Annotated in this window: 22 protein-coding genes and 1 pseudogene; 20 read left to right on the plus strand and 3 right to left on the minus strand. The window is 70.0% G+C overall.

Going from position 1 to position 25398, the window contains the following annotated elements:
• Positions 1 to 13 precede the first annotated feature (13 nt).
• Positions 14 to 916, plus strand: a complete 903-nt coding sequence (locus QUE38_RS08385; RefSeq protein WP_286311522.1) for an AlbA family DNA-binding domain-containing protein — start codon at positions 14 to 16, stop codon at positions 914 to 916.
• A 4-nt stretch (positions 917 to 920) separates the two neighbouring features.
• On the opposite strand, the gene QUE38_RS08390 is transcribed toward QUE38_RS08385, so the two are convergent.
• Together QUE38_RS08390 and QUE38_RS08395 are read right to left on the minus strand one after the other, a co-directional pair.
• Positions 921 to 1778 (minus strand): aldo/keto reductase, encoded by an 858-nt coding sequence (locus QUE38_RS08390; protein WP_286311524.1) that lies wholly within the window; start codon positions 1776 to 1778, stop codon positions 921 to 923.
• 107 nt (positions 1779 to 1885) lie between these two features.
• A complete protein-coding gene (locus QUE38_RS08395; protein WP_286311525.1) occupies positions 1886 to 2800 on the minus strand; it encodes a hypothetical protein in 915 nt (304 codons plus the stop codon).
• A gap of 181 nt (positions 2801 to 2981) precedes the next feature.
• Here QUE38_RS08395 and QUE38_RS08400 point away from each other — a divergent pair, with 181 nt between their 5' ends.
• The 7 genes from QUE38_RS08400 to QUE38_RS08430 all read left to right on the plus strand — a co-directional run bounded on the left by QUE38_RS08400 (position 2982) and on the right by QUE38_RS08430 (position 11106).
• Positions 2982 to 3749: a hypothetical protein gene (locus QUE38_RS08400; RefSeq protein WP_286311526.1), complete on the plus strand. Its 768-nt coding sequence runs from the start codon at positions 2982 to 2984 to the stop codon at positions 3747 to 3749.
• Between the two features lie 52 nt (positions 3750 to 3801).
• Positions 3802 to 4395: a Fic family protein gene (locus tag QUE38_RS08405; protein ID WP_286311527.1), complete on the plus strand. Its 594-nt coding sequence runs from the start codon at positions 3802 to 3804 to the stop codon at positions 4393 to 4395.
• A complete protein-coding gene (locus QUE38_RS08410; RefSeq protein ID WP_286311529.1) occupies positions 4395 to 5030 on the plus strand; it encodes a Fic family protein in 636 nt (211 codons plus the stop codon). Before QUE38_RS08405 ends, QUE38_RS08410 begins: the two co-directional genes overlap by 1 nt.
• The gene (locus QUE38_RS08415; protein WP_286311531.1) at positions 5027 to 7411 is read left to right on the plus strand and encodes a beta-galactosidase; all 2385 of its coding nucleotides are present in this window, start codon (positions 5027 to 5029) and stop codon (positions 7409 to 7411) included. Before QUE38_RS08410 ends, QUE38_RS08415 begins: the two co-directional genes overlap by 4 nt.
• A 208-nt stretch (positions 7412 to 7619) precedes the next feature.
• Positions 7620 to 8435 (plus strand): glycosyl hydrolase family 2 protein, encoded by an 816-nt coding sequence (locus QUE38_RS08420; RefSeq protein WP_286311533.1) that lies wholly within the window; start codon positions 7620 to 7622, stop codon positions 8433 to 8435.
• Positions 8417 to 10561, plus strand: a complete 2145-nt coding sequence (locus QUE38_RS08425) for a glycosyl hydrolase (RefSeq protein WP_286311535.1) — start codon at positions 8417 to 8419, stop codon at positions 10559 to 10561. The genes QUE38_RS08420 and QUE38_RS08425 overlap by 19 nt, the downstream gene beginning before the upstream one ends.
• 53 nt (positions 10562 to 10614) lie before the next feature.
• Positions 10615 to 11106, plus strand: a complete 492-nt coding sequence (locus QUE38_RS08430; protein WP_286311537.1) for a MarR family winged helix-turn-helix transcriptional regulator — start codon at positions 10615 to 10617, stop codon at positions 11104 to 11106.
• A 30-nt stretch (positions 11107 to 11136) separates the two neighbouring features.
• Here the strand turns inward: QUE38_RS08430 and QUE38_RS08435 are convergent, their stop codons facing one another.
• Complete coding sequence (locus tag QUE38_RS08435) at positions 11137 to 11919, minus strand: GntR family transcriptional regulator (protein WP_286311539.1); 783 nt, start codon at positions 11917 to 11919, stop codon at positions 11137 to 11139.
• Between the two features lie 150 nt (positions 11920 to 12069).
• Between QUE38_RS08435 and QUE38_RS08440 the strand changes: the two genes are divergently transcribed.
• The 12 genes and pseudogenes from QUE38_RS08440 (at position 12070) to QUE38_RS08490 (ending at position 25352) form a co-directional block, all read left to right on the plus strand.
• Positions 12070 to 13149, plus strand: a complete 1080-nt coding sequence (locus tag QUE38_RS08440; RefSeq protein ID WP_286311541.1) for a substrate-binding domain-containing protein — start codon at positions 12070 to 12072, stop codon at positions 13147 to 13149.
• Positions 13150 to 13181: 32 nt separating this feature from the next.
• The gene (locus QUE38_RS08445; RefSeq protein WP_286311543.1) at positions 13182 to 14195 is read left to right on the plus strand and encodes an ABC transporter permease; all 1014 of its coding nucleotides are present in this window, start codon (positions 13182 to 13184) and stop codon (positions 14193 to 14195) included.
• Positions 14192 to 14959 (plus strand): ATP-binding cassette domain-containing protein, encoded by a 768-nt coding sequence (locus QUE38_RS08450; protein WP_286311544.1) that lies wholly within the window; start codon positions 14192 to 14194, stop codon positions 14957 to 14959. Before QUE38_RS08445 ends, QUE38_RS08450 begins: the two co-directional genes overlap by 4 nt.
• 141 nt (positions 14960 to 15100) lie before the next feature.
• Positions 15101 to 16009, plus strand: coding sequence for an alcohol dehydrogenase catalytic domain-containing protein (locus QUE38_RS08455; protein ID WP_286311546.1), 909 nt, complete (start codon positions 15101 to 15103; stop codon positions 16007 to 16009).
• A complete protein-coding gene (gene glpX / locus QUE38_RS08460; protein ID WP_286311547.1) occupies positions 16002 to 17024 on the plus strand; it encodes a class II fructose-bisphosphatase in 1023 nt (340 codons plus the stop codon). Before QUE38_RS08455 ends, glpX begins: the two co-directional genes overlap by 8 nt.
• A gap of 109 nt (positions 17025 to 17133) precedes the next feature.
• The gene (locus tag QUE38_RS08465) at positions 17134 to 18489 is read left to right on the plus strand and encodes an MFS transporter (protein ID WP_286311549.1); all 1356 of its coding nucleotides are present in this window, start codon (positions 17134 to 17136) and stop codon (positions 18487 to 18489) included.
• Between the two features lie 28 nt (positions 18490 to 18517).
• Entirely contained in the window at positions 18518 to 19366 is an 849-nt protein-coding gene (locus tag QUE38_RS08470) for a class II fructose-bisphosphate aldolase (RefSeq protein ID WP_286311551.1), read from the plus strand.
• Between the two features lie 11 nt (positions 19367 to 19377).
• Positions 19378 to 20823 carry an FGGY-family carbohydrate kinase gene (locus QUE38_RS08475; RefSeq protein ID WP_286311553.1) on the plus strand — a complete coding sequence of 482 codons (1446 nt, stop codon included), beginning with the start codon at positions 19378 to 19380 and terminating at the stop codon, positions 20821 to 20823.
• On the plus strand, positions 20820 to 22268 hold the full coding sequence (locus tag QUE38_RS08480) for an FGGY family carbohydrate kinase (RefSeq protein WP_286311555.1): 1449 nt from the start codon (positions 20820 to 20822) through the stop codon (positions 22266 to 22268). Before QUE38_RS08475 ends, QUE38_RS08480 begins: the two co-directional genes overlap by 4 nt.
• Positions 22269 to 22379: 111 nt before the next feature.
• The gene (locus tag QUE38_RS08485; RefSeq protein ID WP_286311556.1) at positions 22380 to 23720 is read left to right on the plus strand and encodes an FGGY-family carbohydrate kinase; all 1341 of its coding nucleotides are present in this window, start codon (positions 22380 to 22382) and stop codon (positions 23718 to 23720) included.
• A 148-nt stretch (positions 23721 to 23868) separates the two neighbouring features.
• Positions 23869 to 24069: pseudogene (locus QUE38_RS17575) on the plus strand (sulfatase-like hydrolase/transferase); the annotation flags it as partial.
• Between the two features lie 56 nt (positions 24070 to 24125).
• Positions 24126 to 25352 carry a sulfatase-like hydrolase/transferase gene (locus QUE38_RS08490; protein ID WP_286311558.1) on the plus strand — a complete coding sequence of 409 codons (1227 nt, stop codon included), beginning with the start codon at positions 24126 to 24128 and terminating at the stop codon, positions 25350 to 25352.
• Positions 25353 to 25398 lie beyond the last annotated feature (46 nt).

A 25398-nucleotide genomic window follows, 5' to 3' on the forward strand; every position in this document is an offset into this window, starting at 1 on the left:
CTAGGGTCGACGGGTGTCCGGAAACGTCCTCTTCGACGCCCCGCCGTGGGCGGTGGCCGTGGTCATCCTCGCCGCGGTGCTCGTCGCGCTCGCCTTCTCGGGCATCGCTCGCTTGATCCTTCGCCGTCGGGCCAAGCTCCGAGCGTCGACGGCGATTCTGCTGTCGCTGTCGGGCATCGTCGTGGGCCTGCTGCTGACGGAGCTGATCGGGTCGGACCCGAACCTGGGCAGCCCGCTCGTGCTGATCACCACGCTCGGCATGGCCGTGCTGTTCATCGGCGTCTACGGCGCGATCGCCGCACACCTGCAGCGCCCGACCCGCGCGAGTATCGAGCAGCTCATGCGTGCCGGTGAGTCCGACCAGATCGAGTTCAAGTCGACCGCCCGCATCAACCTGCGCACGGGCGAGAAGGACGCGCGCATGGAGCAGGTCATCGCGAAGACCGTCGCCGCCTTCCTGAACGGCGACGGCGGCGCGCTGCTGATCGGCGTCGACGACGCCGGCACCGCGCTGGGCCTCGACGCCGACCTCGCGACCCTGCGCACGCCCGACCTCGACCGCTACGAGCTCTGGCTGCGCGACCTCATGACCACCTCGCTCGGCACCGCCGCCACCTCCCTCGTGCGGGTCGACTTCGCCGAGGTGCCCAACGGCCACGAGGCGGCCACCGACGGGACGGCCACCGATGGGACGGCCACCGTGTGCCGCGTCGAGATGACCGCGTCGCCGCGCCCGGTGTACCTGCGCCCGGGCAAGTCGGCCGACCCCGAGCTCTGGGTGCGCGCGGGCAACTCCACCCGCAAGCTCGCCGTCGACGAGGCGGCGACCTACGTCATGCACCGCTGGCCCCTCGGCGTCGGGTCCAACGTGGCGGCGCAGTTCCGCGCGGCGGTGCGGTTCTCCGAGGATCGGTAGCGGCTCAGCGCAACTGCGGCGGCGTGCCCAGCCGCGCGAGGGCGGACAGCGCCCAACGGGGCGCCCGGTACATCGGCCGCGACCTGCCGAGGGCGTCGATCGCGGCCATCTCCGCCGGCTCGAGCTCGAAGTCGAAGATGTCGAGGTTCGCCGCGATGTGCGCGGGGTTGGTCGACTTGGGCAGCGCGATGATCCCGGATTGGACGTGCCAGCGCAGCACCACCTGCACGGGGCTCCTGCCGGTGCGCTCGGCGGGTCGGGTCACCGCGGGCTCGGCGAGGAGCTCCGTCGAGCCATGGCCGAGCGGGTACCAGGCCTGCGGCACGATGCCCTCCGCTGCGAGGAACGGCAGGAGGTCGGGCTGCCGCCAGTAGGGGTGCAGTTCGACCTGGTCGACGGCGGGGCGAACACGAGCGGATGCGAGGAGCGGACGCAGGTCCTCGGCGGTGAAGTTGCTCACGCCGATCGAGCCCACGTCGCCGCGGTCGACCGCATCCTCCATCGCGGCCCAGGCTCCTGCGACGTCGCCGACCGGCTGATGGAGCAGCAGCAGGTCGATGCGACCGGTGCCGAGGCGGTCGAGTGAACGCTCGATCGCGGCGCGTGTCCTGCGCGCCCCGTAGTCGGACGGCCAGATCTTCGTCGTGACGACGATCTGGTCGCGGGGCACTCCGGACGCACGGATGCCGCGACCCACCGCACGCTCGTTGCGGTAGACGGTCGCGGTGTCGATCAGTCTGTAGCCCGAATCGATGGCCTGCGTGACGCTGGCCTCGCAGATATCGACGTCGGTGACGAGGTAGACGCCCAGGCCGATCTGCGGCAGCTCGGTGCCGTCGTTCAGCGAGATGGTGTGGTGCACGGTGCCGTCCTGGGGGAGTGGTGGACTGCGGGCGCGCCGGTGGGAACGCTCACTGGCAGCGTAGGGCCCGCCCGCGGACGTCGTAGCGCCCGGTCGCGTCGGCGCGGCTACACCGCCGCCGAGACCTGCGCTCGCACCGCCTCGGCGACCGCGTGCTCGTCGTGGATCGGCGTCGACCGCGGGTAGTTCGTCGTGAGGAAGTGCTGCGCGTAGGGGAAGCACGCGACCTCGAACGGGGCATCCGCTCGCCACTCCGCACCGAACGTGTTCGCCTCGACCTGCGCGGCGTCCAGCGGAATCCGCAGCGCCTGCGCCATCTCGGCCGGGTCGAAGACGAGCCCGAACGGCTCCGAACCCTCGTGCGCGAGCCGCCCGCCGTAGTCGACCGACAGGTTGCCCTCCACCCAGAGCCGCTGGTCGAGCGGGTGCATCGTGCCGGCCGGCACCGAGGCCGTGGCCGCGACGGCGTTCGGCCGCTCCGCGCTGCGCACGTCGACGATCACGTCGCCGGTGTGCGCCGTCGTCACGATCGCGCGTTCGGTGGTCGCGGCGGAGAATCCCTCGCCCGGGTCGTAGTTGATCGTGTTCGACTCGTAATCGCAGATGACCCACGTCAGCAGGCCCGTGCGGATGCTCTCGGCGATCACGTACAACTCGACGCGTGCGCCCTGGAACACGGATGCACGCACGTTGAACGCACCCAGGATCGCGCAGTGCCGCGGGGCCTCGTCGGCGAACATCGCCGTCGGTACCAGGCGGTAGCCCTCGGGCAGGAGGCGCTCAGCGGCATCCGTGTCGGTGATCTCGTAGGCGAGGAAGAAGGCGTACGGCTCGACGATGAAGCCCATGTACTCGTCGGCGCTGCTGCTCGCGCGGTCGACGATCCAGCGCTGGAGCGACTGCGGCATGCGCGCGAGCATCTCGGCGCGGCCGTAGAGGCCCGCGACCCCCTTGGGCGTGACGCTGCCCTCAGTGTGCGTGATGAAGCTGCGCAGCTCGGCGGGGGTGATAGCGGTCGGCATGAGCCGATTCTACAAGTTCATGCGTTTGCATGATTCAGATGATCCACACAGCGGCGCATGCCTACGCTGGGAAGCGCAGCGCAGCGGAACGGAGGACGCACCGATGAGCACGCGGCGACCGTGGCACGGTCCTCCGGGCCGGCCCGAGCACTACCCCTGGGCCCCGTCCCCCGCGAACCGGATGCTGCTCGAGGCAGGCGTGCATCCGCTGCGCCCCGAAGCCGGGCGCGGCATCCACGTCGCGCGAGTGCACGGTCGGGCCGGCGTCACGACCGTGGAACGGCTCCTCGCCAGGGAGGGGGCGGCTCCCATCGCCGAGCGGACGCTGGTGGTCGCCATCGGCTCCAACGCGTCGCCCGAGGTGATCGCGGGCAAGTACGCGAACGCGGCGAGCGGATGCCACTGGGCGACGCCGTTCCTGACCGGCGTGCTCCACGGCGTCGGCGTCGGCTACTCCGCGCACGTCACCCCGCGTGGCTACATCCCCGCCGCGCCCCACGCCAGCCCGCACGCCGTCACGCCCGTGGTCGCCGCGTGGTTCGACGACGCGCAGCTCGACGTCGTCGACGCGACGGAACGCAACTACGACCGCGTCGAGCTCGATGCCCGGTGGCATCCGCTCGTGCTCGACTCGGGGAGCGCCCGCGGTCGTACTCGGCCTACGTCTCGCGACACGGCCTCATCGGCGCCGCCGAATCACCCGGTCCGGTCGCGTTCGACACGCAGCAGGCGATCCATGACCATCTCGCGCATGAGACGCGTGACCGGTCGTTCGCGGGCGTCGCCGCCGACGTCTGCGACCTCCTCGCGCAGCCCGACGGGGCGGCGCGCGCGACCGCGGCGCTGCACGCCGGCCCCGTCGTCGCCCATGGCCTGGAGGTCCGGAGGGGGCCCGGCGGCTAGTCGTCGCCCTCCCACTCGCGCCGCAGGAACCCGAACTACGCGTTGAGTTAGTTCGGGTTTTAGTTGATAAACTGAACTAACGATGCCACTATTTCGGGATGAACGCCGATCTCGAGGTGCCCCTGTGGCCTGCGCACGGGACGGAGACCCTTCCCTGGCAGCAGCGTTCGCGCGGGGGCGCTCGTGACGACCGCATGATGAGAGCGGTCGACGCGAGCATCCCGCCGTTGATCGCCGGGCTCGATTTCAGTGCGCCGCCTGCGATGTTCACGGCGTCGGAGGAAGCGCTCGTCGCCGTCGGGCGGGCGGACTCCAGCGCAGCGGTGCATTCCGCGGCGCTCGGTCGATTCCTGATCCGCACGGAGTCCGTCGCGTCGTCGAAGATCGAGCGCATCTCCGCCAGCGCCGACGACTACGCACGTGCGCTCGCCGGCAGTCGCGGAAACTCCTCGGCGGTGAGCATGGTCGCTGCGACCGCCGCCTTGCAGGGGCTCGTCGACGTCGTCGGCGGACGGGGCGAGGTGCTCGTGGACGATGTGCTCGAGGCGCACCACGCGTTGATGCGTGACGATCCGGTCGAGCGGGACCACGCGGGACGCTTCCGAGACATGCAGAACTGGATCGGTGGGTCGGACTACTCGCCAAGGGGGCACTGTACGTCCCGCCCGCCCCCAGCCGCGTCGAGGGGCTGATGCGCGATCTCGTCGAGTACCTCAACCGCGACGACATGCCGGCGCTCATTCAGGCGTCGATCGCCCACGCGCAGTTCGAGTCGATCCATCCGTTCACCGACGGCAACGGCCGCATCGGCAGGGCGCTCGTGTCGGCCGCATTGCGCCGAAGAGGAGTGACCAGGCACACCGTGGTCCCACTGGCGTCGGGCATCCTGGCTCGACGTGACGAGTACTTCGACTCCCTCGGTGCGTACCGCGCCGGGGAGCCGGGGTCGATCGTCGGTCTCTTCGTCCGATCCGCCGAGGTCGCAGCGACCGAAGCCCGGGAGTCCATCGAGCGCATCACCGACCTCCCCTCCGAATGGGCGGCTGACCTGCGGCCGCGCGCGGGCTCGGCGATCGCACGGCTGCTACCGCTGCTGTTCGACCACCCCGCGCTCGACGCAGACGAGGTGGAGCGGCTCTCGGGCGTGGGCCCGGTGCAGACGTACGCCGCGATCGATCGCTTGGTCGAAGCGGGCATCATGCGAGAGATCACGGGGCGGAAGCGAGATCGGGTATGGGTGGCATCCGCACTGCTCGCCGAGCTCGACGATCTCGATCGACGCATCCAGGCGGGGATGCGGGCGCCGGAGGAGAATGGCTCACGATGACCCAGCACCACCGCGACCTCAACCTGCGCGTCGCCGACGAGCGCACCGCGCCGACACGACCGCGCCTGGCGAACGACGAGGACGCCCGCCCCGGACTCGAGCTGACGAGCGCCGGCATCCTCCGCGCCGGTCGCCCGTGGATCCCCGTCTCGGGTGAGCTGCACTACTCGCGCGTGCCCCGCGACCGGTGGGAAGAGCGCCTGCGCCTGATGGTCGCGGGCGGCATCAGCGTGGTCTCGAGCTACGTGCCCTGGCTGCATCACGCGCCCGACGGCCCCGAGGCATCCTTCGCCGGCAACCTCGACCTCGCCGCGTTCGTCGACCTCGCCCGCGCGCAGGGGCTCGAGGTCGTGCTGCGCATCGGCCCGTGGGTGCACGCCGAGATGCGCAACGGCGGGTTTCCCGACTGGGTGCAGGAGGCATCCGTCGCCCACCGCACCGACGACCCCGCCTACCTCGCCCTGGTGCTCGAGTGGTGGCGGCAGCTCGGCGATCACCTCGACGGGCGCTGCACGCCGGCCACCGTGCTCGGCATCCAGCTCGAGAACGAGCTCTACGACCAGCCCGGCCACCTCGTCACGCTCAAGCGGCTCGCGCGCGAGTGCGGCATGTCGGCGCCGTTCTGGACCGCGACCGCGTGGGGCGGGGCCGAGCTGCCGCCCGGCGAGGTGTTCCCGCTGTACGGCGGGTACGCCGACGGGTTCTGGGTCGATGCGGATGCCCCGTGGGACCCGACGTTCCGCGAGCACTTCTTCCATTCCGACGTGTGGGACGACCCGGGTATCGGGGCCGACGTGCGCGACGGCGAGGCCAAGCCCGAGCGCTCCACGTTCGACACGGCCTTCCCGCCCGCGACCTGCGAGCTGGGCGGCGGCATGGCGACCGCCTACCACCGCAGGCCATTGCCGAGCGGGCGCGACGTGGCGGCCGTCGCCCACTGCAAGATCGGCAACGGATCGGCCTGGCAGGGCTTCTTCATGTACGTCGGCGGCACGAACCCGCGGCGCGGGCTCCAGGAGTCGCAGGCGACCGGCTACCCGAACGACCTGCCGCAGCTCGGCTACGACTTCCACGCACCGGTCGGGGAGGCGGGCCGCCTGGGCGACGGGCACGCCGAGCTGCGCGTGCAGCACGCGTTCCTCGCGGCGTTCGCCGACGTGCTGGGCCAGTCGCACCTGCCCGACGTGCGTCCCGACGGCGTCGAGGACGGCGAGACGCTCCGCTGGGCCTACCGAGGCGGTCGCGACGGCGGGTTCGTCTTCGTCGTGTGGCACCAGCCGCACGTGCCGCTGCCGACGTACCGGGGCGCGTCGTTCGCGCTCGACCTCGGGCCGCGCGGGGTGGTGCGGTTCCCGGCGACACCGCTCGACATCCCGGCGGGCACGCTCGCGCGCTGGCCCGTGCGCCTGCCCGTCGGCGGCGTGCGCATCGAGTGGCTCACCGCGTCGGCGCTGACGGTGCTCGGCGGCGGGGCGTCCGGCGGTGCTCCGGCCGGCGCGGTGCCGACGCTGGTCGCGATCGCCGAGCGCGGCGTGCCGGTCGAGCTCGGGCTGGGCGCGGATGCCACCCTGGCGAGCGGCGTCCGCGCGACCGCCGGCGTTGCGCCCAGCGGCGCCGCTGCACCCGCGACGACCGCCTTCGAGATCGAGCCCTCGCGCGACCCGATCCGCATCACCGCGCCGGACGGCGCGCTCGACCTGCTCGTACTGCCGGCCGGCGACGCCCGTCGCGTCTGGGTGCAGCGCGATGCCGAGGGCGGGGCGACACGGATGCTCCTCGCCGACGACGCACTCACCTGGAGCGTCGACGGCCGCATCGAGGCACGCCCCGAGCACCCCGGCGCGCCTGCCGAGCGCCCCGAGGTGCTCGCCTACGACTCCGCTACGCGTTCGTTCGCGCCGCTGCCGATGCAGTACGTCGCGCGCGGCGCGTTCGCGGGCACCGTCGGCGTCACCCCGCTGCATCCGCCCCGCCCCGGTCGACCGCACGGCTACGGCTCGCGTGACGGGCGGGCCGCCGCCCCGGGCGACGACGTGATGGCCGCGCACGCGGCCGAGTTCCGCATCGAGCTGCCGCCCGAGGCATCCGACCCCGACGCCTGCCTCGAGATCACGTGGGCCGGCGACGTCGGCGAGGTGCTCGTGGACGGCGTCGTCGTGGCCGACCGGTTTTGGGATGCATCCGACTGGCGTGTCAACTGCGCGGATGCCGGCCTCGTGCCCGGGAGCGACGTGACCCTCCGCATCCTGCCGCTCGCGCCCGACGTAGCGGTGCACGTACCGGCGCCCGCCCAGGCGCACCGCGACGCAACCGACGGCGACCTCGTCGCCCTCGACGGCGTGCGCCTGACCGTGCGGGGCCTCTGGCGCGAGGTCCGCTGAGCGCGCGTTCGCCTGGCGCTGGTGCCGCCTCTTGATCCCGCTTGAGTGCCGTTCGTGGAGCCGAGGGCTGAAGCTTCAGCCCTCGGGCTGGGGAATCGCCCTCAGCCGGCGTGGGAGGCGCGAAGGGGTTGCGGGATATTTCACTGCGGACAATACTTAGGCGAGACGCCGGGCCGAGCCCGGAAGCGACCACGTTCGAAGGAGAACCATGTCCGCCGCGTTCGACGCCCACCGCGAGCCGCTCGCGCATCCGCCCATCGAGTACCGCCCCGAGCAGCGCTGGTGGCTCGCCGAGGGCCTGCACACCGACGAGACGATCCGGCGCGAGATCGAGGCGGCGCATCGCCTGGGCTTCGGCGGCATGGAGTTCCTCGCCATGGACGAGCAGGCCATCGACCACTCGCGCTACGGCTGGGGTGCGGAGGAGTGGGTGCACGACTCGGCGATCGTCGTCGAGGAGACGACGGCGCGCGGCATGTCGTTCAGCTTCACGTCGGGCACCAACTGGTCGAACGCGAACCTGCCGACGATCGACCCCGACCACCCCGCGGCCGCGCAGGAGCTGAACTACATCGTCGAGGCGGTGGGCGCGGGCGGCCGCAGCGGCGCGCTGCCGCTCATCGACCTGCACGAGCAGCGCGGCGGGCACATCCTGCCCGGCGAGCGGGTGGCCCCGACGAAGCAGCCGCTCGTCGCGGTGCTCGCGGTGCCCACGATCGCGGGCGGCGACGGCACCACCCTCGCCATCGAGCGCGTCGAAGACCTCACCGCGCAGGTCGTCGACGACGCCCTCGACTGGACCCCGCTGACCGACGACGACTGGCGCCTGTTCACGTTCCGTGCGCACGGCACGGGCCAGACGGCATCCCCCTCGGCCACCGTCAACTACACGGTGAACTACCTCGAGCGCGCGGGCGTCGACGCGGTCATCGACTACTGGCGCGACGTGGTGCTGACGCCCGAGCTGCGCGAGCAGATCGCGAAGAACCCCGCGCGCAGATGTACATGGACTCCCTCGAGCTGAACGTCTGGGGCCGGGGCGGCATGTTCTGGGGCCCGAACGTCGCCGCCGAGTTCGGCGCCCGCCGCGGGTACGAGATCACCCCGTGGCTGCCGGTGCTCGTGCGGCAGTCGGAGCTCATGGCCTCGTCGACGACGTACACCTACGAGGCCGACGCCGCCCACCGCATCGAGGTCGAGAAGGTGCGGCACGACTACGTCGAGACGCTCACCGACCTCTACATCGAGCACATGCTGCGCCCGTTCGCCGAGTTCCTGCACGACAACGGCATCCTGCTGCGCTCCGAGATCAGCTACGGCCTGCCGTTCGAGCTGACCCGCCCCGGCCCCGAGGTCGACGGCATCGAGACCGAGTCGCTCGAGTTCGGCTCGCAGATCGACGCGTACCGGCTGCTCGCAGGCCCGGCGCACCTCTTCGGCAAGCAGTACTCGTCGGAGACGGGCGCGACCACGCGCAACCACATGCTCGACCACCGCTTCTATGACCAGATCATCGCGACCCAGCTCGCTGCGGGCGTCACGAAGACGGTGCTGCACGGCTGGGCGAGCGTCGCCGGTGCCGAGGGCGCCACCGAGTGGCCCGGACACGAGGGCATGTGGTCGATGTTCTCCGAGCGATTCGACCTGCGCCAGCCGGCATCCGAGTTCTACCCGCTCTGGAACGACGCCGTCGGCCGCGTGCAGTACCTGCTGCGCCAGGGCCGCCCGCGCATCGACGTGGGCATCCTCCGCACCGACCACTTCGTCGACAACACCTCGGGCATGATCCTCACCACGCCCGACGGCGAGCGCATCCCCGACGAGGTCGCCTACGGGCGCATGTGGATGCGCGATCGGCAGAACCACTGGTGGCGCGACCTCGGCATGCAGGATGCCGGTTGGAGCTACGAGTTCCTCGACGGGGCACTGCTGCGGCACGACGACGTCTCGTTCGCCGACGGCCTCGTGCAGCCCGACGGGCCCGGCTACCAGGCGCTCATCGTCTACCAGCAGACGCTCGACGCCGACGTCGCGGCGCTGCTGCTCGACTGGGCGCGCAAGGGGCTGCGCCTGCTCATCGTGAACGGTGCGAGCGACCTGAAGCAGCTCGCAACGGGCGAGTACACGCACCACGAGCGCGCCGCCGCACGCACCCCGGGCCGCGACGGCCGCGACGACGAGCTCGCCGCCACCCTCGCTGAGCTCCGCGAGCAGCCCACCGTCGCCGAGATCGACGACCCCGCTGAGACAGTCGACGCGTTGCGCGGCCTCGGCGTCGTCGGCCGTGCCGAGTTCACCGCCGACAACCGCAACGTGCTCGGCTACCTCCGCGAAGAGGGCGACCTGCTGCACGTCTACGCGTACCACTTCCTCTACGAGACGGGCGAGGACACCACCGTCGAGATCGCGCTGCCGGGCACGGGGCGGATGCACCGCATCGACGCCTGGACCGGCGAGGTGCGCGAGCACCGGGGCATCCGTGTCGAGGGTGACCGCACGATCGTCACGCTCAGCCTCGCGCCCGGCGAGATCGCCCTGCTCACCCTCGACCGGTCGGAGCCGGCGACCCAGTCCGCGGTGGCGAGTCGAGAGGTGCTGGCGGATGCCTCGGAGTGGCGCATCGCGGTCGAGAGCTGGGATGCGGGCGAGACGACCGTCATCGAGGAGGACCGCGGGCTCGGCTACGTGACCCGCGAGGTGCGCCCGGAGACCGAGGTCACGCGCCTCGAGTCGCCCTCGACCTCGCTCGCGCCGTGGGTCGAGTTGCCCGGCGTCGGACCAGAGGTGTCGGGCGTGGGGGAGTACCGCACAACGATCACGCTTGACCGCCTGCCGGCCGACGGCGAGCGGTTCGTGCTCGAGCTCGGCTCGACGAACGGCGGGTTGGGGTCGGTGTCGGTGAACGGCGGGGCGCCGGTCGGGTTCGACACGTCGCATCCGACCGTCGACGTGACCGACGCCGTCGTCACGGGTGCGAACGACATCGTCGTGCGCACCGCGAGCTCGCTCAACAACCGGCTGATCGCACGCGGGTACTACGACGAGCTGCCCGACATCGTGCTGGCGATCGGCGGGCGCGAGGGCACGCATCAGGTGTCGGTGCGGCCGTACGGCCTCGTCGGGCCGGTGCGCATCGTGGCCGACGGGTAGCCTGCCGGAACCCGGCCCGCCCGCAACTCAGCCCCGGGACGAGAGGACGACGGATGCCCCGGCCACCCGCCACCCAGCTGGCGCACGTCGACGCCGTCGACCTCTCGCCCGTCGCGTCGACCGACCCCGACGACCTGCTCGGCATCCTCGAGCGGATGATCCGCCAGGCGAACAGTTCCCGTCTGCGCCGCGACCTCATGGCGGAGGTCGGCTTCCCGATCGACGACATCCCGACGTTCCTCGCGCTCAACCAGCTCTCGCTGCACGGCGCGATGCGCCCGACCGACCTCGCCGAGGGCCTCGAGACGGGGCGCGCGAACGTGACGAAGATCGTCGCGCGGCTGGTGGGCGTCGGCCTGGTCGAGCGGGTGGCCGACCCGGCCGACCAGCGCGGGGTGATCCTCGCGCTGACCGGGTCCGGTCGCGAGCTGGCCGCCCGGGTCGTCGCCGCGCAGGAGCGCTCGATCGCCGAGACGATCGCCGACTGGCCGGCCGCCGACGTGGCGGCGTTTCAGGCGCTGACCCGGCGGTGGGTGGAGGGGTAGCCTGCTAGGTCGACGACCGGCGAGCTGCGATCAGCTTGCTGCGATGTTGACTTCGAGCGGCACGACGTCCGTCAATACCCAGGTCTCGTAGTAGTCGAAGCGGAGATCGTTCTGGTCCCAGGAGAGGGAACGGACACGGAGGATGGGGCGCCCTTCCTCGATGCCGAGGTGGCTCGCGACATCGCTCGGAGCAGGCAGCGACTCGACGACTCGACGGGCGCCGGCGATGGAGAAGCCCGCCTCGCGAAGGGTGCTGTTGACCGAGCCGCTGCCGTCGAGCACGTCGTCCGCAGCCGCGATGACGCGTCCGGCGTCACCCGGGAACCAGTTGGTGCTGAACATCGCGAGCTGGCCGTCCATCGAGCGCACGCGCTCGAGCGTGAACACCTCCTCTGTTGCTGCGAGGCGCATCGCGTCGGCTACGTGTTCGGGTGCGGAGGCGAACCGCGCCGACGAAACCGTCGTCTTCACCCCGGTGTGCCCGTGGCGCAGCTGGAGCTCGAGGAAGCCCTGGGTGTCCTGGATCGTCCACCCCGCCGACTCTTCGGGCGTAGAGGCGAAGACTCCGCGTCGTGCGACCCGTCGCGCATACCCCTCGGACTCCAGCTTGGACAGCGTCTGCCTCACCGTCGCGCGCGAGAGTCCGAACTCGCGGCAGAGCTCATGCTCGCTGGGAAGGCGCTCGTCGGTGGCGAACGCGCCCCTGACGATGCGGTCCTTGAGTATGCCGAACAGCTGCTCGTAGTAGGGAACCGGCGAGTCCCGCTCGATCATCTCAGCCATCGACACACTCCTTTGCGCGCAATCGTACAAGCCGACCGCATTGTCGAATCATCACGGCTTGTACGTACAGACTAGACAGAACGGACAGAGTGCGCTAGCTTGATCGCAAGCCGAGACCCGATCGGCGCATCGCACTCGGCACCGAGAGCGAGCACGGCACTCAAACAAGGAGGTTTGCGCGTGGCGCACTGGAACTGGAAGAAGACGGCAGCGGTCACGGGAGTGGTCAGCCTGGCCGTGGGACTCTCCGCATGTGGTGGGAGCGCCGGCGACGGCGAAGCGGCGACGACGGATGACACGGTGAACGTGACGCTCGTCCTGAAGGACCTCGTGAACCCGTTCTTCGTTGCGCTCGAGGAGGGCGCGCAGGAGCAGGCGGCGATCGACAACGTCTCGATCACGGTCGAGGCCGGCTCCAAGGACGGCGACGAGCAGGGACAGATCCAAGCGATCGAGAACGCCATCACCCGAGGCGACGACGGTATCCTCATCCTCCCGAGCGGTCCGGGCGTCTACGACGCCATCGAGCGGGCGCGCGATGCCGGCCTCGTCGTCATCGGACTCGACACGCCGACCGACCCAGCCGACGTGGTCGACCTCACCTTCGCGACGGACAACTTCGCTGCGGGCGAGCAGATCGGCGAGTGGGCGGCAGCCGCGCTAGACGGCGAGCACGCGGTGATCGCCCTGCTCGATCAGTTCAACGACCGGGTCATCCAGACCGACCTGAACCGCGATCAGGGCTTCCTGACCGGGATGGGCATCGACATCGCCGACCCCGGCGTGAACGGTGACGAAGCGCAGAGCGGCGACTACTCGGGCGGAACGTACGAGATCGCCTGCCAGGAGCCCACGACGGGCGCCGAGGACGGTGGGCGTTCCGCGATGGAGAACTGCCTGAGCGGCAACTCCGACATCAACCTCGTCTACACGATCAACGAGCCGGCCGCGGCCGGAGCGTACGCGGCGATCGAGGCCGCCGGTCTGCAGGACCAGATCACCATCGTGTCGATCGACGGCGCCTGCGCGGGCGTCGATCTCGTCGCGAACGGCCAGCTCGGTGCCACGTCGATGCAGTTCCCCGTGGTGATGGCCCAGATGGGCGTGGAGGCTGTGGCGGCCGTCGTTCGCGGTGGTGAGCTCCCGGGCACGTCTGACGGTCTGGAGTTCTTCAACACCGGTACGGAGCTCGTCGCGGCCGACGGATTCGACCTCGAGTTCACGACACCCGACGCCGCCGGCAGCACCTGCTGGGGCTGACGCCTCCATCCATTCCGCCTAGGAGAAACGACATGTTCGACTCAACCGCAATCAAGACGGTCGACACGTCGTGGAGACGGCCCGGGGCGGCGGTGCAGCGCCTGCTGCACCGCCACCCGGCGCTGAGCCCGGCGATCATCCTCGCGCTGATCGTCGTCGCCTTCACGATCGCGAACCCGAGATTCGCCAACCCGCAGACGCTCTCGCTGCTGCTGCAGCAGACCGCGGTCGTGGCCGCGCTCGCTGTAGGCCAGACGCTCATCATCCTGACCGCGGGCATCGACCTCTCCGTCGGTGCCGTGGCCATCCTCTCGTCACTGGTCATGGCGCAGGTGAGCGTCGAGTTCGGCATGCCGGGCTGGGCGGCACTTCTGGTCGGCGTAGTGGTCGGCGCCGCAGCGGGTGCCGCGAACGGTGCCCTGGTCACACGCCTCTCGCTCCCACCATTCATCGTCACGCTCGGCACGCTGAGCATCTTCACGGCGATCGGACTCCTCCTCTCCGGCGCTCAGAGCACGTCCGCCACCGAGATGCCCGCACTGCTGTCCTGGACGGGCCAGACGATCTCCCTCGGCAGCTTCACGATCACCACCGGTGTGCTGCTGGTGCTGGTCATGTACATCGTCATCGGCTACGCGCTGACGCGCACCGCGTGGGGTACGCACGTGTACGCAGTCGGCGGTGACGCGGAGGCGGCCCGATTGGCCGGTATCCGGGTGCGTCGCGTCGTGCTCAGCGTGTACCTCGTCGCCGGCATCACCTATGCGATCGCGGCCTGGGTGCTCATCGGTCGGGCGAATGCGGCGACGCCGAACGGCATCGTCGACGGCAACCTGCAGAGCATCACGGCAGTCGTCATCGGCGGCACGAGCCTCTTCGGTGGTCGTGGCGGCGTGATCGGCACGCTCATCGGTGCAGTGATCGTGCAGTCGCTCACCGTCGGCCTCTCGCTGGCGGGCGTGGATGCGCAGTATCGCCTGCTCGCCGTCGGCGTGCTCGTGCTCTTCGCCGTCGCCCTCGACCAGTGGATCAGGAAGTCACGATGAACACCGAGAACACACCAGTCCTGTCCGCGACCGCGCTGACGAAGCGGTTCGGCCACGTCGTCGGGCTCGACGGCGTCGACGTCGAGTTGGACCGTGGCGAGATCCTCGCGATCATCGGCGACAACGGCGCCGGCAAGTCCACGCTCATCAAGTGCCTCACGGGAGCGCTCATCCCCGACTCGGGCGAGATCTATGTCGACGGCAAGCGGGTCGACTTCCGGCGCCCGCAGGACGCCCAGCACCACGGCATCGAGACGGTCTACCAGAACCTCGCCGTCGTGCCCGCGCTCGACATCGCCCGGAACATGTACCTCGGGCGTGAGGTGCGTCGGAAGGGCTTCCTCGGTTCCGTTCTCCGGATGACGGATCGGAAGGGGATGCGCACGCAGGCGAAGGAGCGGATCGACGAACTCGGCATCAGGACGATTCAGGACCCGGACGTCGCGGTCGAGAATCTCTCAGGTGGGCAGCGGCAGGCGGTCGCGGTCGCGCGCGCAGCCTTCTTCGGCTCGCGCGTGGTCATCCTCGACGAGCCCACTGCGGCGCTCGGCGTTCGCGAGTCGGGCCAGGTGCTCGACCTGATCAAGCAGCTGCGTGACGCGGGACTCGGCATCATCCTCATCAGCCACAACATGCCGCACGTCTGGGAGCTCGCGGACCGCATCCAGGTCCAGCGGCTCGGCCGCCGGGCGGCAGTGATCACGCCTGAATCGCACTCGATGACCGACGGGGTCGCGCTGATGACCGGCGCAGCCAAGAATTGAGCAATGGCGGGTCCATCTCGATGGGCCTGCGAGGGGAGAGGTCACCATGACCGATCGCACCATGCGCGCCGCCGTCCTCGACGGCAGCGGCGGAATCGACATCGCCGAGATCCCGATCCCGGTCGCCGGGGAGGGGAGGTCGTGATCGCCCCCGTCGGCACCGGGGTCTGCGGCACTGACCTGCACCTCGCCTCGGGCGACTATCCGCACGGGAGGTTTCCGGTTGTACCCGGTCACGAGTTCGCCGGATACGTATCGCACGTCGGGCCCGGCGTCGCGGGTTTCTCGGAGGGCGACTACGTCGGCGTGAATCCGAACGTCTCCTGCGGGCAGTGCCGCTGGTGCGCGCGCGGCGCCACCAACCTCTGCATCGACCTGCGGCCGGTCGGCGTCGCCGTGGACGGCTCGGTCGCCGAGTTCGTGTCCGTTCCGGCTCGCATCGCGCACCGCCTCGACTCGCGCATCACCCACCGAGCGGCGCCGCTCATCGAGCCGTTCGCGTGCGTGCTTCATGCCCTGGAGCGGGTGCCCGACTGGCGTGACCAGGAGCTCGTGATCTTCGGCGCCGGCTCGATCGGCCTGATGGCGATCATCCTCGGTCGGGCGGAGGGCGCCACGGGCATCCGCGTCGTCGAGCCCAACCCGACCCGTCGCAGCGCCGCGGCCGCGCTCGGAGCCGTGCAGGCGGTCGCGGCGGCCGAGGAACTGCATGCGAGCGAGTTCGACCTCGCACTCGATGCGAGTGGACACCCGGTGGCGATAGGCCAGGCCATCGACGCGCTCGGGCCTCGTGGTCGCCTGGTGCAGATGGGCGTCGCCTCTCCGGCCGCGACCGTCGCGCTTCGCCCCTATGACGTGTTCGCCAAGGAGATCAGCATCATCGGTTCCAACTCGCTCGCCGAGAAGTATGCGGAGTCGGCCGAGCGCATGGTCGACCTGCAGGACGAGCTCAGCCGCCTCGTCACCTCCACGTTCCCCCTCGAGGAGTACGCCGACGCGATGGCCGCGGCGACGAGCCCCGAGCAGATCAAGGTGCAGGTCGTTGCCTGACGTGGCGCAGGGCACGACGGTCGCGCCGCCCGATGAGCACGCCGCGCTCTACCGGCATCCCGATCGGAACATCGCACTCGAACTCGTCCGCGCGACGGAGGCCGCCGCGATCCGCGCGAGTCCGTTCGTCGGCCATGGCGACAAGATCGCGGCCGACCGCGCGGCCGTCGACGCCATGCGGAAGTTCCTCGGCACGGTCAACGTCGCCGGCACGGTGGTCATCGGGGAGGGCGAGAAGGACGAGGCCCCGATGCTCTACAACGGGGAGGTCGTGGGCAACGGCCTCGGGCCCGTGTGCGACATCGCCGTCGACCCGATCGATGGCACTTCGCTCACCGCTGCCGGGCGGCGCAACGCGATCTCGATGATCGCCGCCTCGGACGGCGGCACCATGCTCGATGCCTCGAGCGTGTTCTACATGGAGAAGCTCGTCGCAGGTCCGGAGGCGATCGGCCTCGTCGACATCCGCCAGCCGATCGAGGAGAACCTCCGCGCACTCGCTGCAGCGTCGGGCCGGCGACCGTCCGACCTGACCGTCGGCGTCCTCGACCGTCCGCGCCACGCGGAACTGATCGCTCGCATCCGCGAGGCCGGCGCGGCGACCCGACTGCTGCTCGACGGCGACGTCGCAGGTGGAATCGATGCCGCCAGCGAGGAGGGCCGGCTCGACCTCTGCGTCGGCACGGGCGGCAGCCCCGAGGGGGTCGCGACAGCGTGCGCCGTGAAGGCGCTGGGCGGGCTCATCCAGGCGCGGCTCGCGCCGACCAGCGATACCGAAGCGCAGCGCGGATCGGATGCCGGCCTTCGGATCGATCACGTGTACGAGGCCGACGACCTCGTCGCGGGCGACAACACGTTCTTCGTCGCGACCGGAGTCACCGACGGCAGTCTCGTGAACGGGGTGCGGCGACTCGGCCGGATCATCCGCACCGAGAGCATCGTGCTCCGCGCCCGGTCGGGCACGATCCGCCGCGTCATCGCCGATCACCTCGCCGAGAAGTGGCTCGAGGAGTAGGCAGCCCCGCCGGTTGACGGCAGCCAGTCGCACTGGTGCACCCCGCACACGTCTGGTACAGTCTGTACGTACAAACCGAACAACACATACAACGGTGAGGACTCGGCCAATGTCGACGACGACGAACATCCGCTCCCTGGGGGGCGAACCGAACGGCCTCATCGGGCGGATGGGCCTGCCGCGCCCACTCGTGTGGGGGTTCGTCGGCCTGCTGCTGTTCATGATCGGCGACGGGGTCGAATCCGGGTACATCGCTCCGTACCTCGCACAGAACGGTGCCGGCTCCGAGACGAACGCCGCACTGATCATCTCCGTGTACGGGCTCATGGTCGCGCTCGGCTCATGGCTGTCCGGCGCACTGTCGGACGTGTGGGGGCCCAGACATGTGATGCTCATCGGCCTCGTGCTGTGGTCGATACTGCAGGTGCTCTTCCTCTCGGTGGCGCTGCCCACCGAGAACTTCAACCTCATGCTCGTCATCTACGGGCTGCGGGGGATCGCCTATCCGTTCTTCGCCTACGGCTTCCTCGTGTGGGTTCTCGGCGAGAGCCCTGCGAATCGACTCGGCTCGGCAGTGGGGTGGTTCTACTTCGCCTTCACCGGCGGGCTGCCCACACTCGGCTCGCTCGTGGCGAGCGGCACCGAGCCCCTCATCGGCCAGTACCCGACGTTCTGGGTCTCCCTCGCACTCGTCGTCGTCGGCGGGGCGGTCGCGCTCATCGGACTCCGGAAGGCGCACGGCGGTGGGCGCCTCGCCCCGCCCGAGGTCACCACCCGTCGGAGCCTCTTCAACAGCGTCGCGATCGCGTTCACGAACCCGAGGGTGGGGCTCGGATGCCTCGTGCGCGTGGTCAACACCGCGCCGCAGTTCGGGCTCTTCGTCTTCTTCCCGGTGATCTTCTCCGAGGATCTCGACTACGGCATCCCTGGATGGTTGCAGCTGGTGTTCATCCTCGGCGCCTCGAACATCTTCGCGAACCTCTTCTTCGGGGTGCTGAGCGATCGCATCGGCTGGCACCGCACGCTGCGCTGGTACGGCTGTATCGGCTCGGCGATCACCATCACCCTGTTCTACTTCCTGCCGCAGCACGTCGACGGCTACTGGGTCGCCGCTCTCTGCGCCGCGCTGTTCGGCATCACGCTCGCGGGCTTCACCCCGATCTCGGTGCTGATGTCGCTCATGGCACCGGGCCAGAAGGGCAACTCGATCGCGGTGCTGAATCTCGGTGCCGGCGCCGCGACGTTCGTCGGGCCGCTGATCGTGACGATCTTCCTCGCCCCGCTCGGTGCAGCCGGGGTGACGCTCATCTTCGCCGCCCTCTACGTGCTCGCCGGCATCTCGGTGCGCTGGCTGCGCGTGCCCGACGACGCCCGGCGTGCGGTCGAGGAGGGCGTGAGCCTCGACGAACTCGTCGAGCACGAACGTGCCGACGACATCGCCCGCACGACCACCCGACAGGGCTGACGCAGCCCGCAACTGAAAGGCCGGAAACATGCCCCTGGTCAGTGGCCACGACATCATCCGCGAATGCACGACCCGAGGCCTCGTCGCCGGAGCGTTCAACACCACCAACATCGAGACGACGATGGGGATCATCGCTGCAGTCGAGCGCACCGGCATCCCCACGTTCATCCAGTGCGCGCCCACGAACGCGGCGCTCTCAGGCTTCGAGTACATCCACGACATGGTGAGCAGGCGACTCGAGACCTGCGACGTGCCCGTCGCGTTGCATCTGGACCACGGCAAGAACCTGCAGGCCGTCGAGGACGCCCTCGCGGCACGGTTCACCTCGGTCATGATCGACGCGTCCGAGGAGCCGTACGAGGAGAACGTCGCGACGTCGGCGGAAGCGCGCCGCATGGCCGGACCTGACATCGCGGTCGAGGCCGAGCTGGGGTCGATCGGTGGCAAGGAGGACGAGATGGGTCCGGACGAGGCCACCGGTACCGATCCGAGCCAGGTCGGCGACTTCGTCGCACGCAGCGGATGCGACATGCTCGCCGTCTCCGTCGGGAACGTGCATGGATACGCGCCCGATGCGCGCATCGACTTCGACCTGCTCGACAGGGTGCGCAACGCCAGCCCCGTACCACTGGTCATCCACGGCGGATCGGGGCTCCCGGTGGAGCAGTTCGCTCGCCTGCACGAGTACGGCGTCGTGAAGGTGAACATCGCCAGCGATCTCCGCAACGCGATGATCCGCACGTTCGGCGAGGCGTTCGCGGCCAACCCGAACGAGAACTCGCTCATCCGCGTCTCGAAGGACTCGGTGTCCTCGATCGCGGAAGTGGTCGAGCGTCGCATCCGACAGTTCAATCCCTCCATCACCGCGACGATCTGACCGGACCGGCGATGCGCACCACGATCACCGTCGACGTCGGCACGACCAGTATCAAGCTGAGCGTGTTCGATGCGGACGCCGACCTCGTCGCGTCGCACCGCATCTCCACCCCCACGATGCGCGACGCCGCGGGCGAGATCTACGACGCCCGAGCGTTGCGGGCCGCAGTCGTGGAGTTCGTCGCCCGGCTCGCGCCCGCCCAGCGCCAAGGCGTGGAGCGTGTCGCGATCACCGGCGTCGGCGAGTCGGGTGGCCTCGTACGTGCCGACCTCTCCCTCGCTTCACCGCTGATCCTGTGGCACGACCAACGGGGCGCACCGCTGCTCTCAGGCCTCGGGCGGCGCGAGCGCACCCGCATCTACGAGGTCACGGGCCTGCCCGTGAGCGGAAACTACGGTCTGTCGAAGGCCGCGTGGGCCGCGCGGGAGGCCGGCCCGGAGGCATCCGATGCCCAATGGCTGAACGTCGCCGAATACCTGGCCGCGGTCATGACCGGCGAACGCTGGTCGGAGCCGTCGCTGGCGAGCCGCACCATGGCGCTCGACCTCACGAGCGGCACGTGGTCGGATGAGGTGTGCGACCTGTTCGGGCTCCGAGCCGACGTGTTCCCCAGGCTCCGCGCCGCTGCCGACGGGGTGCGGATCTCCCAGGAGTTCGCATCGAGCGTCGGCCTGTCGTCCGACGTGGTCGTGCACGTCGCCGGGCACGACCACATGGTCGGCGGCGTCGGCGCAGAACTGCAGCCCGGCGAGCTGCTCAATTCGACGGGGACCACCGAGGGCCTGCTGTTCCTGCGGGACGCGCCGACCCTCGACGAGCACGCCGAGCGCGCGAAGCTCGCGAATGGACTCTCATGTGCCGGGGACGGCTACACGCTGTTCGCGTCGATTCCCACGGGCGGGTCCGCGTTCGCGACCTTGCAGCACCTGACCGGGCTCGACGCGAGCGAGCTGGGCGCGCGCACCGACCGGCTCCACGAACGCTACCTCGACGGGGCGCTCGATCCTATGGATGCACCGATCGTGCTCCCGCGCTTCCGCGGCAGCCCGCCGCCGACCAAGGACGCCTCGGCGCGCGGGATCGTCGCGGGGCTGCGCGCGGACACCGGCGTGGACGACCTCGTCTTCGGCTGCTTCCTCGGCATGGCGCTGCAGTTCCGTGATGTCCTCGACCTGTTCCCGCTGCATGCCGACCGGATCAAGGTCATCGGGCCGGCATCCGGCAACCTGCTGTGGCAGCAGCTCAAGGCAGACCTGCTGGGGGTGGCCCTGACGTCGTCGCGCGACCCGCAGGTCGTGTCGCAGGGCGCGCAGGCACTGGCATCCGACCACCTGCCCGCGTGGGCGTCGACCGATCCCTACGACACCCCGGCGGATGCCGACCGCCACGCGCGACTCACGGGATGGGCGGACGCGATCGCCTCCCGGTGGGAGTACCTGAAGGGAATGCCGTCGTGAGCGGGCGGACCCTCGTCGCAGGCATCGACTCGTCGACGCAGAGCTGCAAGGTGAGCGTGCGCGACCTCGTGACGGGCCGGCAGGTGCGCGAGGGGAAGGCCGTCCACCCAGCGGAGACGATCGTGCACCCAGACGCGTGGTGGGACGCGCTCCTGACGGCCGTGGCGCGCGCGGGAGGGCTCGACGACGTCGCAGCCATCTCCGTCAGCGGCCAGCAGCACACGCCGATCTTCCTCGACCAGTCCGGCTCGGTCGTCTGCGAGTCCCCGTTGTGGAACGACACCGGTTCGCACGCGCACATGGTCGCGCTCAACGCCGAGCTGGGCCGCGAGGAGTGGATCCGCCGGACCGGGCTGCCGCTGACGCTGTCGGACACGGTGACCAAGCTGCGCTGGCTCCGCGACACCGACCCGCGCTCCGCCGCCACGACCGACGCCGTCGCGGTGGTGCACGACTGGCTCACATGGCGCCTGATGGGCTACGGCTCCGGCGACGGTGCCCTCGATCGCCTGACCACGGATCGGTCGGAGGCGAGCGGTACCGCCTATTGGTCGCCGGACACCGGCGACTACACGCTCGACCTGTTCGAGCACGCGTTCGGCAGGACCGCGTTGCTCCCGCGGGTGCTCGGACCGCTCGAACAGGCCGGGGTCACCGGTGCAGGGATACCCGGTATCCCTCCGGGCATCCCGATCGGGGTCGGCAGCGGAGACAACGCAGCCGCGGCCCTCGCGTTGGACGTGACCGTCGGGGACGTCGTGCTGTCCCTCGGCACCTCGGGCGTGGTCTACACGCGCTCTGCGACGCCCGTGCACGACACCGCCGGGTACGTGTGCAACTACGCCGACGCAACCGGGCAACACCTTCCGCTCGTCGCCACGTTGAACGCCGCACGCAACTTCGACGCCGGGACGGCGATGCTCGGCTGCAGCTACGAGGAGCTCTCGGACCTCGCGCTCCAGGCCGAGCCCGGAGCAGGTGGGCTCACGCTCCTGCCGTTCTTCGAAGGCGAGCGAACCCCCGATCTGCCGCACGCCCGCGCCTCCCTGCACGGTGCCTCGCTTTCGAACTTCACGCGCTCCAACTTCGCTCGCGCTGTCATCGAGGGCACGCTCGCGAGCCAGGTGGCGATGCTCGACGCGCTCGCCGATCGCGGTCTGCCGGTGGACCGGCTCCTGCTCATCGGCGGCGCTGCGCGCAGCGCAGCGGTGCAGACGATCCTCGGACAGGCGGTGCAGGTTCCGGTCGTCATCCCCGCAGTGGACGAGTACGTGACCAAGGGGGCCGCGATGCAGGCCGCGTCGACGCTCACCGGTGCGTTCCCGGAGTGGCACGTGGATCGCATGGAACTCCCTCCCGCCCGGTTCGAGGGGTGCATCGGCCGACAGCACGACGAGGCCATGCGCGCGCTGGCGTACGCGGTCGCGGCACCCACGGTCGCCTGAGCGGTAGGTTGGCAGCGCACTCCGGTTGCGGGCGCGGAGGCCCGCCGATTCCGCCCCGGTCTCGGTGGTCGAATGGTGCCGGGTGCCACGACGGATCCGATGGAGGTGTCCGTGAGCACAGTCAGACGCACGCCGGTGGCCTGCGGCATCGACGTGGGGACGACCAATACGAAGGCCGTCGCGATCGACGAGGAGGGCGTCGTCGTCGCCCGAGCGTCCCGCCCGACACCGCGAGATGCCCAAGGCCTCTTCATCGACGCCGGGGTCCTCCTCGAGTCGATCGAAGATCTGGTCGCGCGCGTGTGCGGCGACGCCTACCAGCTCCACGCGGTGAGCGCGGCCGGCATGGGCGAGGACGGTGTGCTCGTCGACGCAGAGATGCGTCCGCTCACCGCTGCGTTGCCATGGTTCGATCCCAGGCGGCGCGGCATCTTCCGAGATCTCCGGCCCGATCTCCACGACGACGCGTCGTTCGACGTGGACAGCGATGCGGCCCGCACGCTCGTGGGTTGGAGGTGGACGCGCGACCAGGTGGCCCCCGGCGCACACCGTTGGCTGGCGCTCGCGGATCTCTCGATCGCCTCGTGGTCGGGCCGGCCGTTCATGAGCGACACGATCGCCTCGAGGACCGCCGCGTGGCGATCGATCGATCGGGAGTGGGACTCGGGTCGCGTGGAGCTCGCGCTCGGAGACCCTGAGCTGCTTCCCGAGGTGAGGCGCGCCGGGGACGTGCTTGGTCCGCTGGCCCGGCAGGCCTCGTGGGCACGCGACGCGATCTCGCCGGATGCGATCACGGTCGTGGGCGGGCATGACCATCCGATCGGCGCGTGGGGTGTTCGCCAGCTGGTTCCGGGCGCAGTCCTCGACTCCATGGGGACCGCCGAGGTCGTGGTCGCATCACGCGCCGTCGCAGCGACCGCCCGGCGCGTTGAGGACGTCGACCATGCGCCGGCGATCGGCGCCGAGGGGGTCGTGCGACTTCGCGTCGAGGAGCTCGCGCGGAATGTCGAGTGGGCGGCGCAGGACCCGATGGTCGCGGCGCACATCCGCGGCCTGCTCGCAGGGAGCGAGCGGCCCGATGATCTGCTCGACTCCTCGTACTTCACCCCGGGACGCCGGGGCGGCGGCCGCCCGTCGTACTCGCAGGATGCGCCGGCGAGTCCCCGCGCTCGGGCCTCCGCGGTGCTCGGGGCGCTCGCGCACGCGGGCAAGAGCGCGGTCGAGGCTGTGGCGGGGGAGTTCGAGCCCACAGACATCCGATTGGCCGGGGGCTGGATCCGCAGCCCCGGCTGGATCGAGATCAAGGCCGCCGTGACCGGCCAGCGCGTCGCGGCCATCCTCGAGCCGGAGGTGACGGCCGTCGGGGCAGCTATCCTCGCCGCGCACGCGCGCGGATGGCGCCCCGATCCGACCGTCGCGCTCGCCGGGCTGTCGGCCCTCTCGTCGCGCTGAGCCCGCGCGGGCCGGCAGTAACCGGGCGGATGTCGGCTTCGATGTGATCCCACTCTTGACGGCCCCGCAGGGCAGTGCATATGCTATGGATCGATCCACGGTGGATCGATCCACGAAGCTCTCGAAGTACTACAAAGGTGTAACACGCATGGCGTCAGCCGCATCAGGGGTCCTTGGCCCAGGGAAGCAGCCGAACATTCTGCTCATCGTCTCCGATCAGCACCGCCAGGACTCCCTCGGTGCGAGCGGCGCCTACCCGTTCGTCACACCGCACCTCGATGGCTTGGCGCGGGAGGGGGCGACCTTCCGGTCGGCCTTCACGCCCATCCCGCTCTGCACGCCTGCTCGTCAGTCCCTCTTGACAGGCCGTCGGCCCGAGTCCAACGGGGGTTGTGGAACTATGACATGGGACCCGTCACCCGGCCGCTCGACCCGAACACCTACTCATGGCCACGTGAGCTCGGTCGAGCGGGATACCGTTCGCAGTACGTGGGCAAATGGCACGTCCATCCAGTGCACGATCCGACCTCGTACGGCTACGACGAGTACGTCCCGCTGGAGTCGTACACGGAGTGGCGGGCGAGCCGACACCCGAGCAAGCCCATCCCCGACGACTGGTTCGGCGCCGTTGACACGGTTCCGACGGCCGACAGTCGCACTCACTGGCTTGCGGCACGCACGAGCGACTTCATCCGCGAGGCGAGTGCGTCCGACCAGCCGTGGCATGCGCGGCTCGATCTCCTCGAACCGCACCTTCCGTGCCAGCCGGTGCAGGAGTTCGCAGATCGCCACTCGGCTGAGAACATCCCACCCTGGCGTGACTTCGCGGACCCTCTCGTCGGCAAGCCGTACATCCAACGACAGCAACTCACCACTTGGGGAGTCGAAGACTACGCGTGGGAGGACTGGGCGCCGATCGTTGCACGGTACTACGCGGTGATCGAGCAACTCGACGACGCGATCGGAACCGTCCTCGCGGCGCTCGACGAGTCAGGAGTCGCCGAAGACACCCTCGTGATCTATACGACCGATCACGGCGACATGGGCGGTGCGCATCGAATGATGGACAAGCACTTCGTCATGTACGACGACGTCGTGCGAGTGCCGCTGCTCATGCGCTGGCCCGATCGAATTCCCCAGGGGACGGTCGTCGATGCGTTCACCTACAACACTCTCGACCTGCCGCCGACCATCAGCGCCATCACCGGAATCGCGCCTCCTGATGAGCCTCACGGTGCGTCCTTGCTTGGAGAAGTCCTCCCCGGTCACGGGACGTCCGTTTCGGTAGGTGAGCGCGAGCACGTTGTCGCCACCTACAACGGGCAGCAGTTCGGTCTGTTCACGCAGCGGATGATCCGGACCCGAACGTGGAAGTACGTCTGGAACCCGACCGACATCGACGAGCTGTACGGCCTGCAGGACGACCCTGAGGAGTTCTTCAACCGCATCGACGACCCGCAGTGCGCCGACGAGCTGAAGGCTCTGCGGGAGTCGCTGTACCAACAGCTCGCTGCCGACGGCGATGCGATCATCAGCACCGACTGGATGGTGCGTCAACTACGAGAAGGGCGAAAGCTCGGAGCCCGCGACCTCCCGCACGGCGTGCATCCGGAAATGAGCAACCATGTCTAGCCGCATCTCTCGGAATCGGAAGCAGACGGTCTCGGGTCTCCTCGGT

The sequence above is a fragment of the Agromyces mangrovi genome (assembly GCF_030296695.1).
Classification (GTDB): domain Bacteria; phylum Actinomycetota; class Actinomycetes; order Actinomycetales; family Microbacteriaceae; genus Agromyces; species Agromyces mangrovi.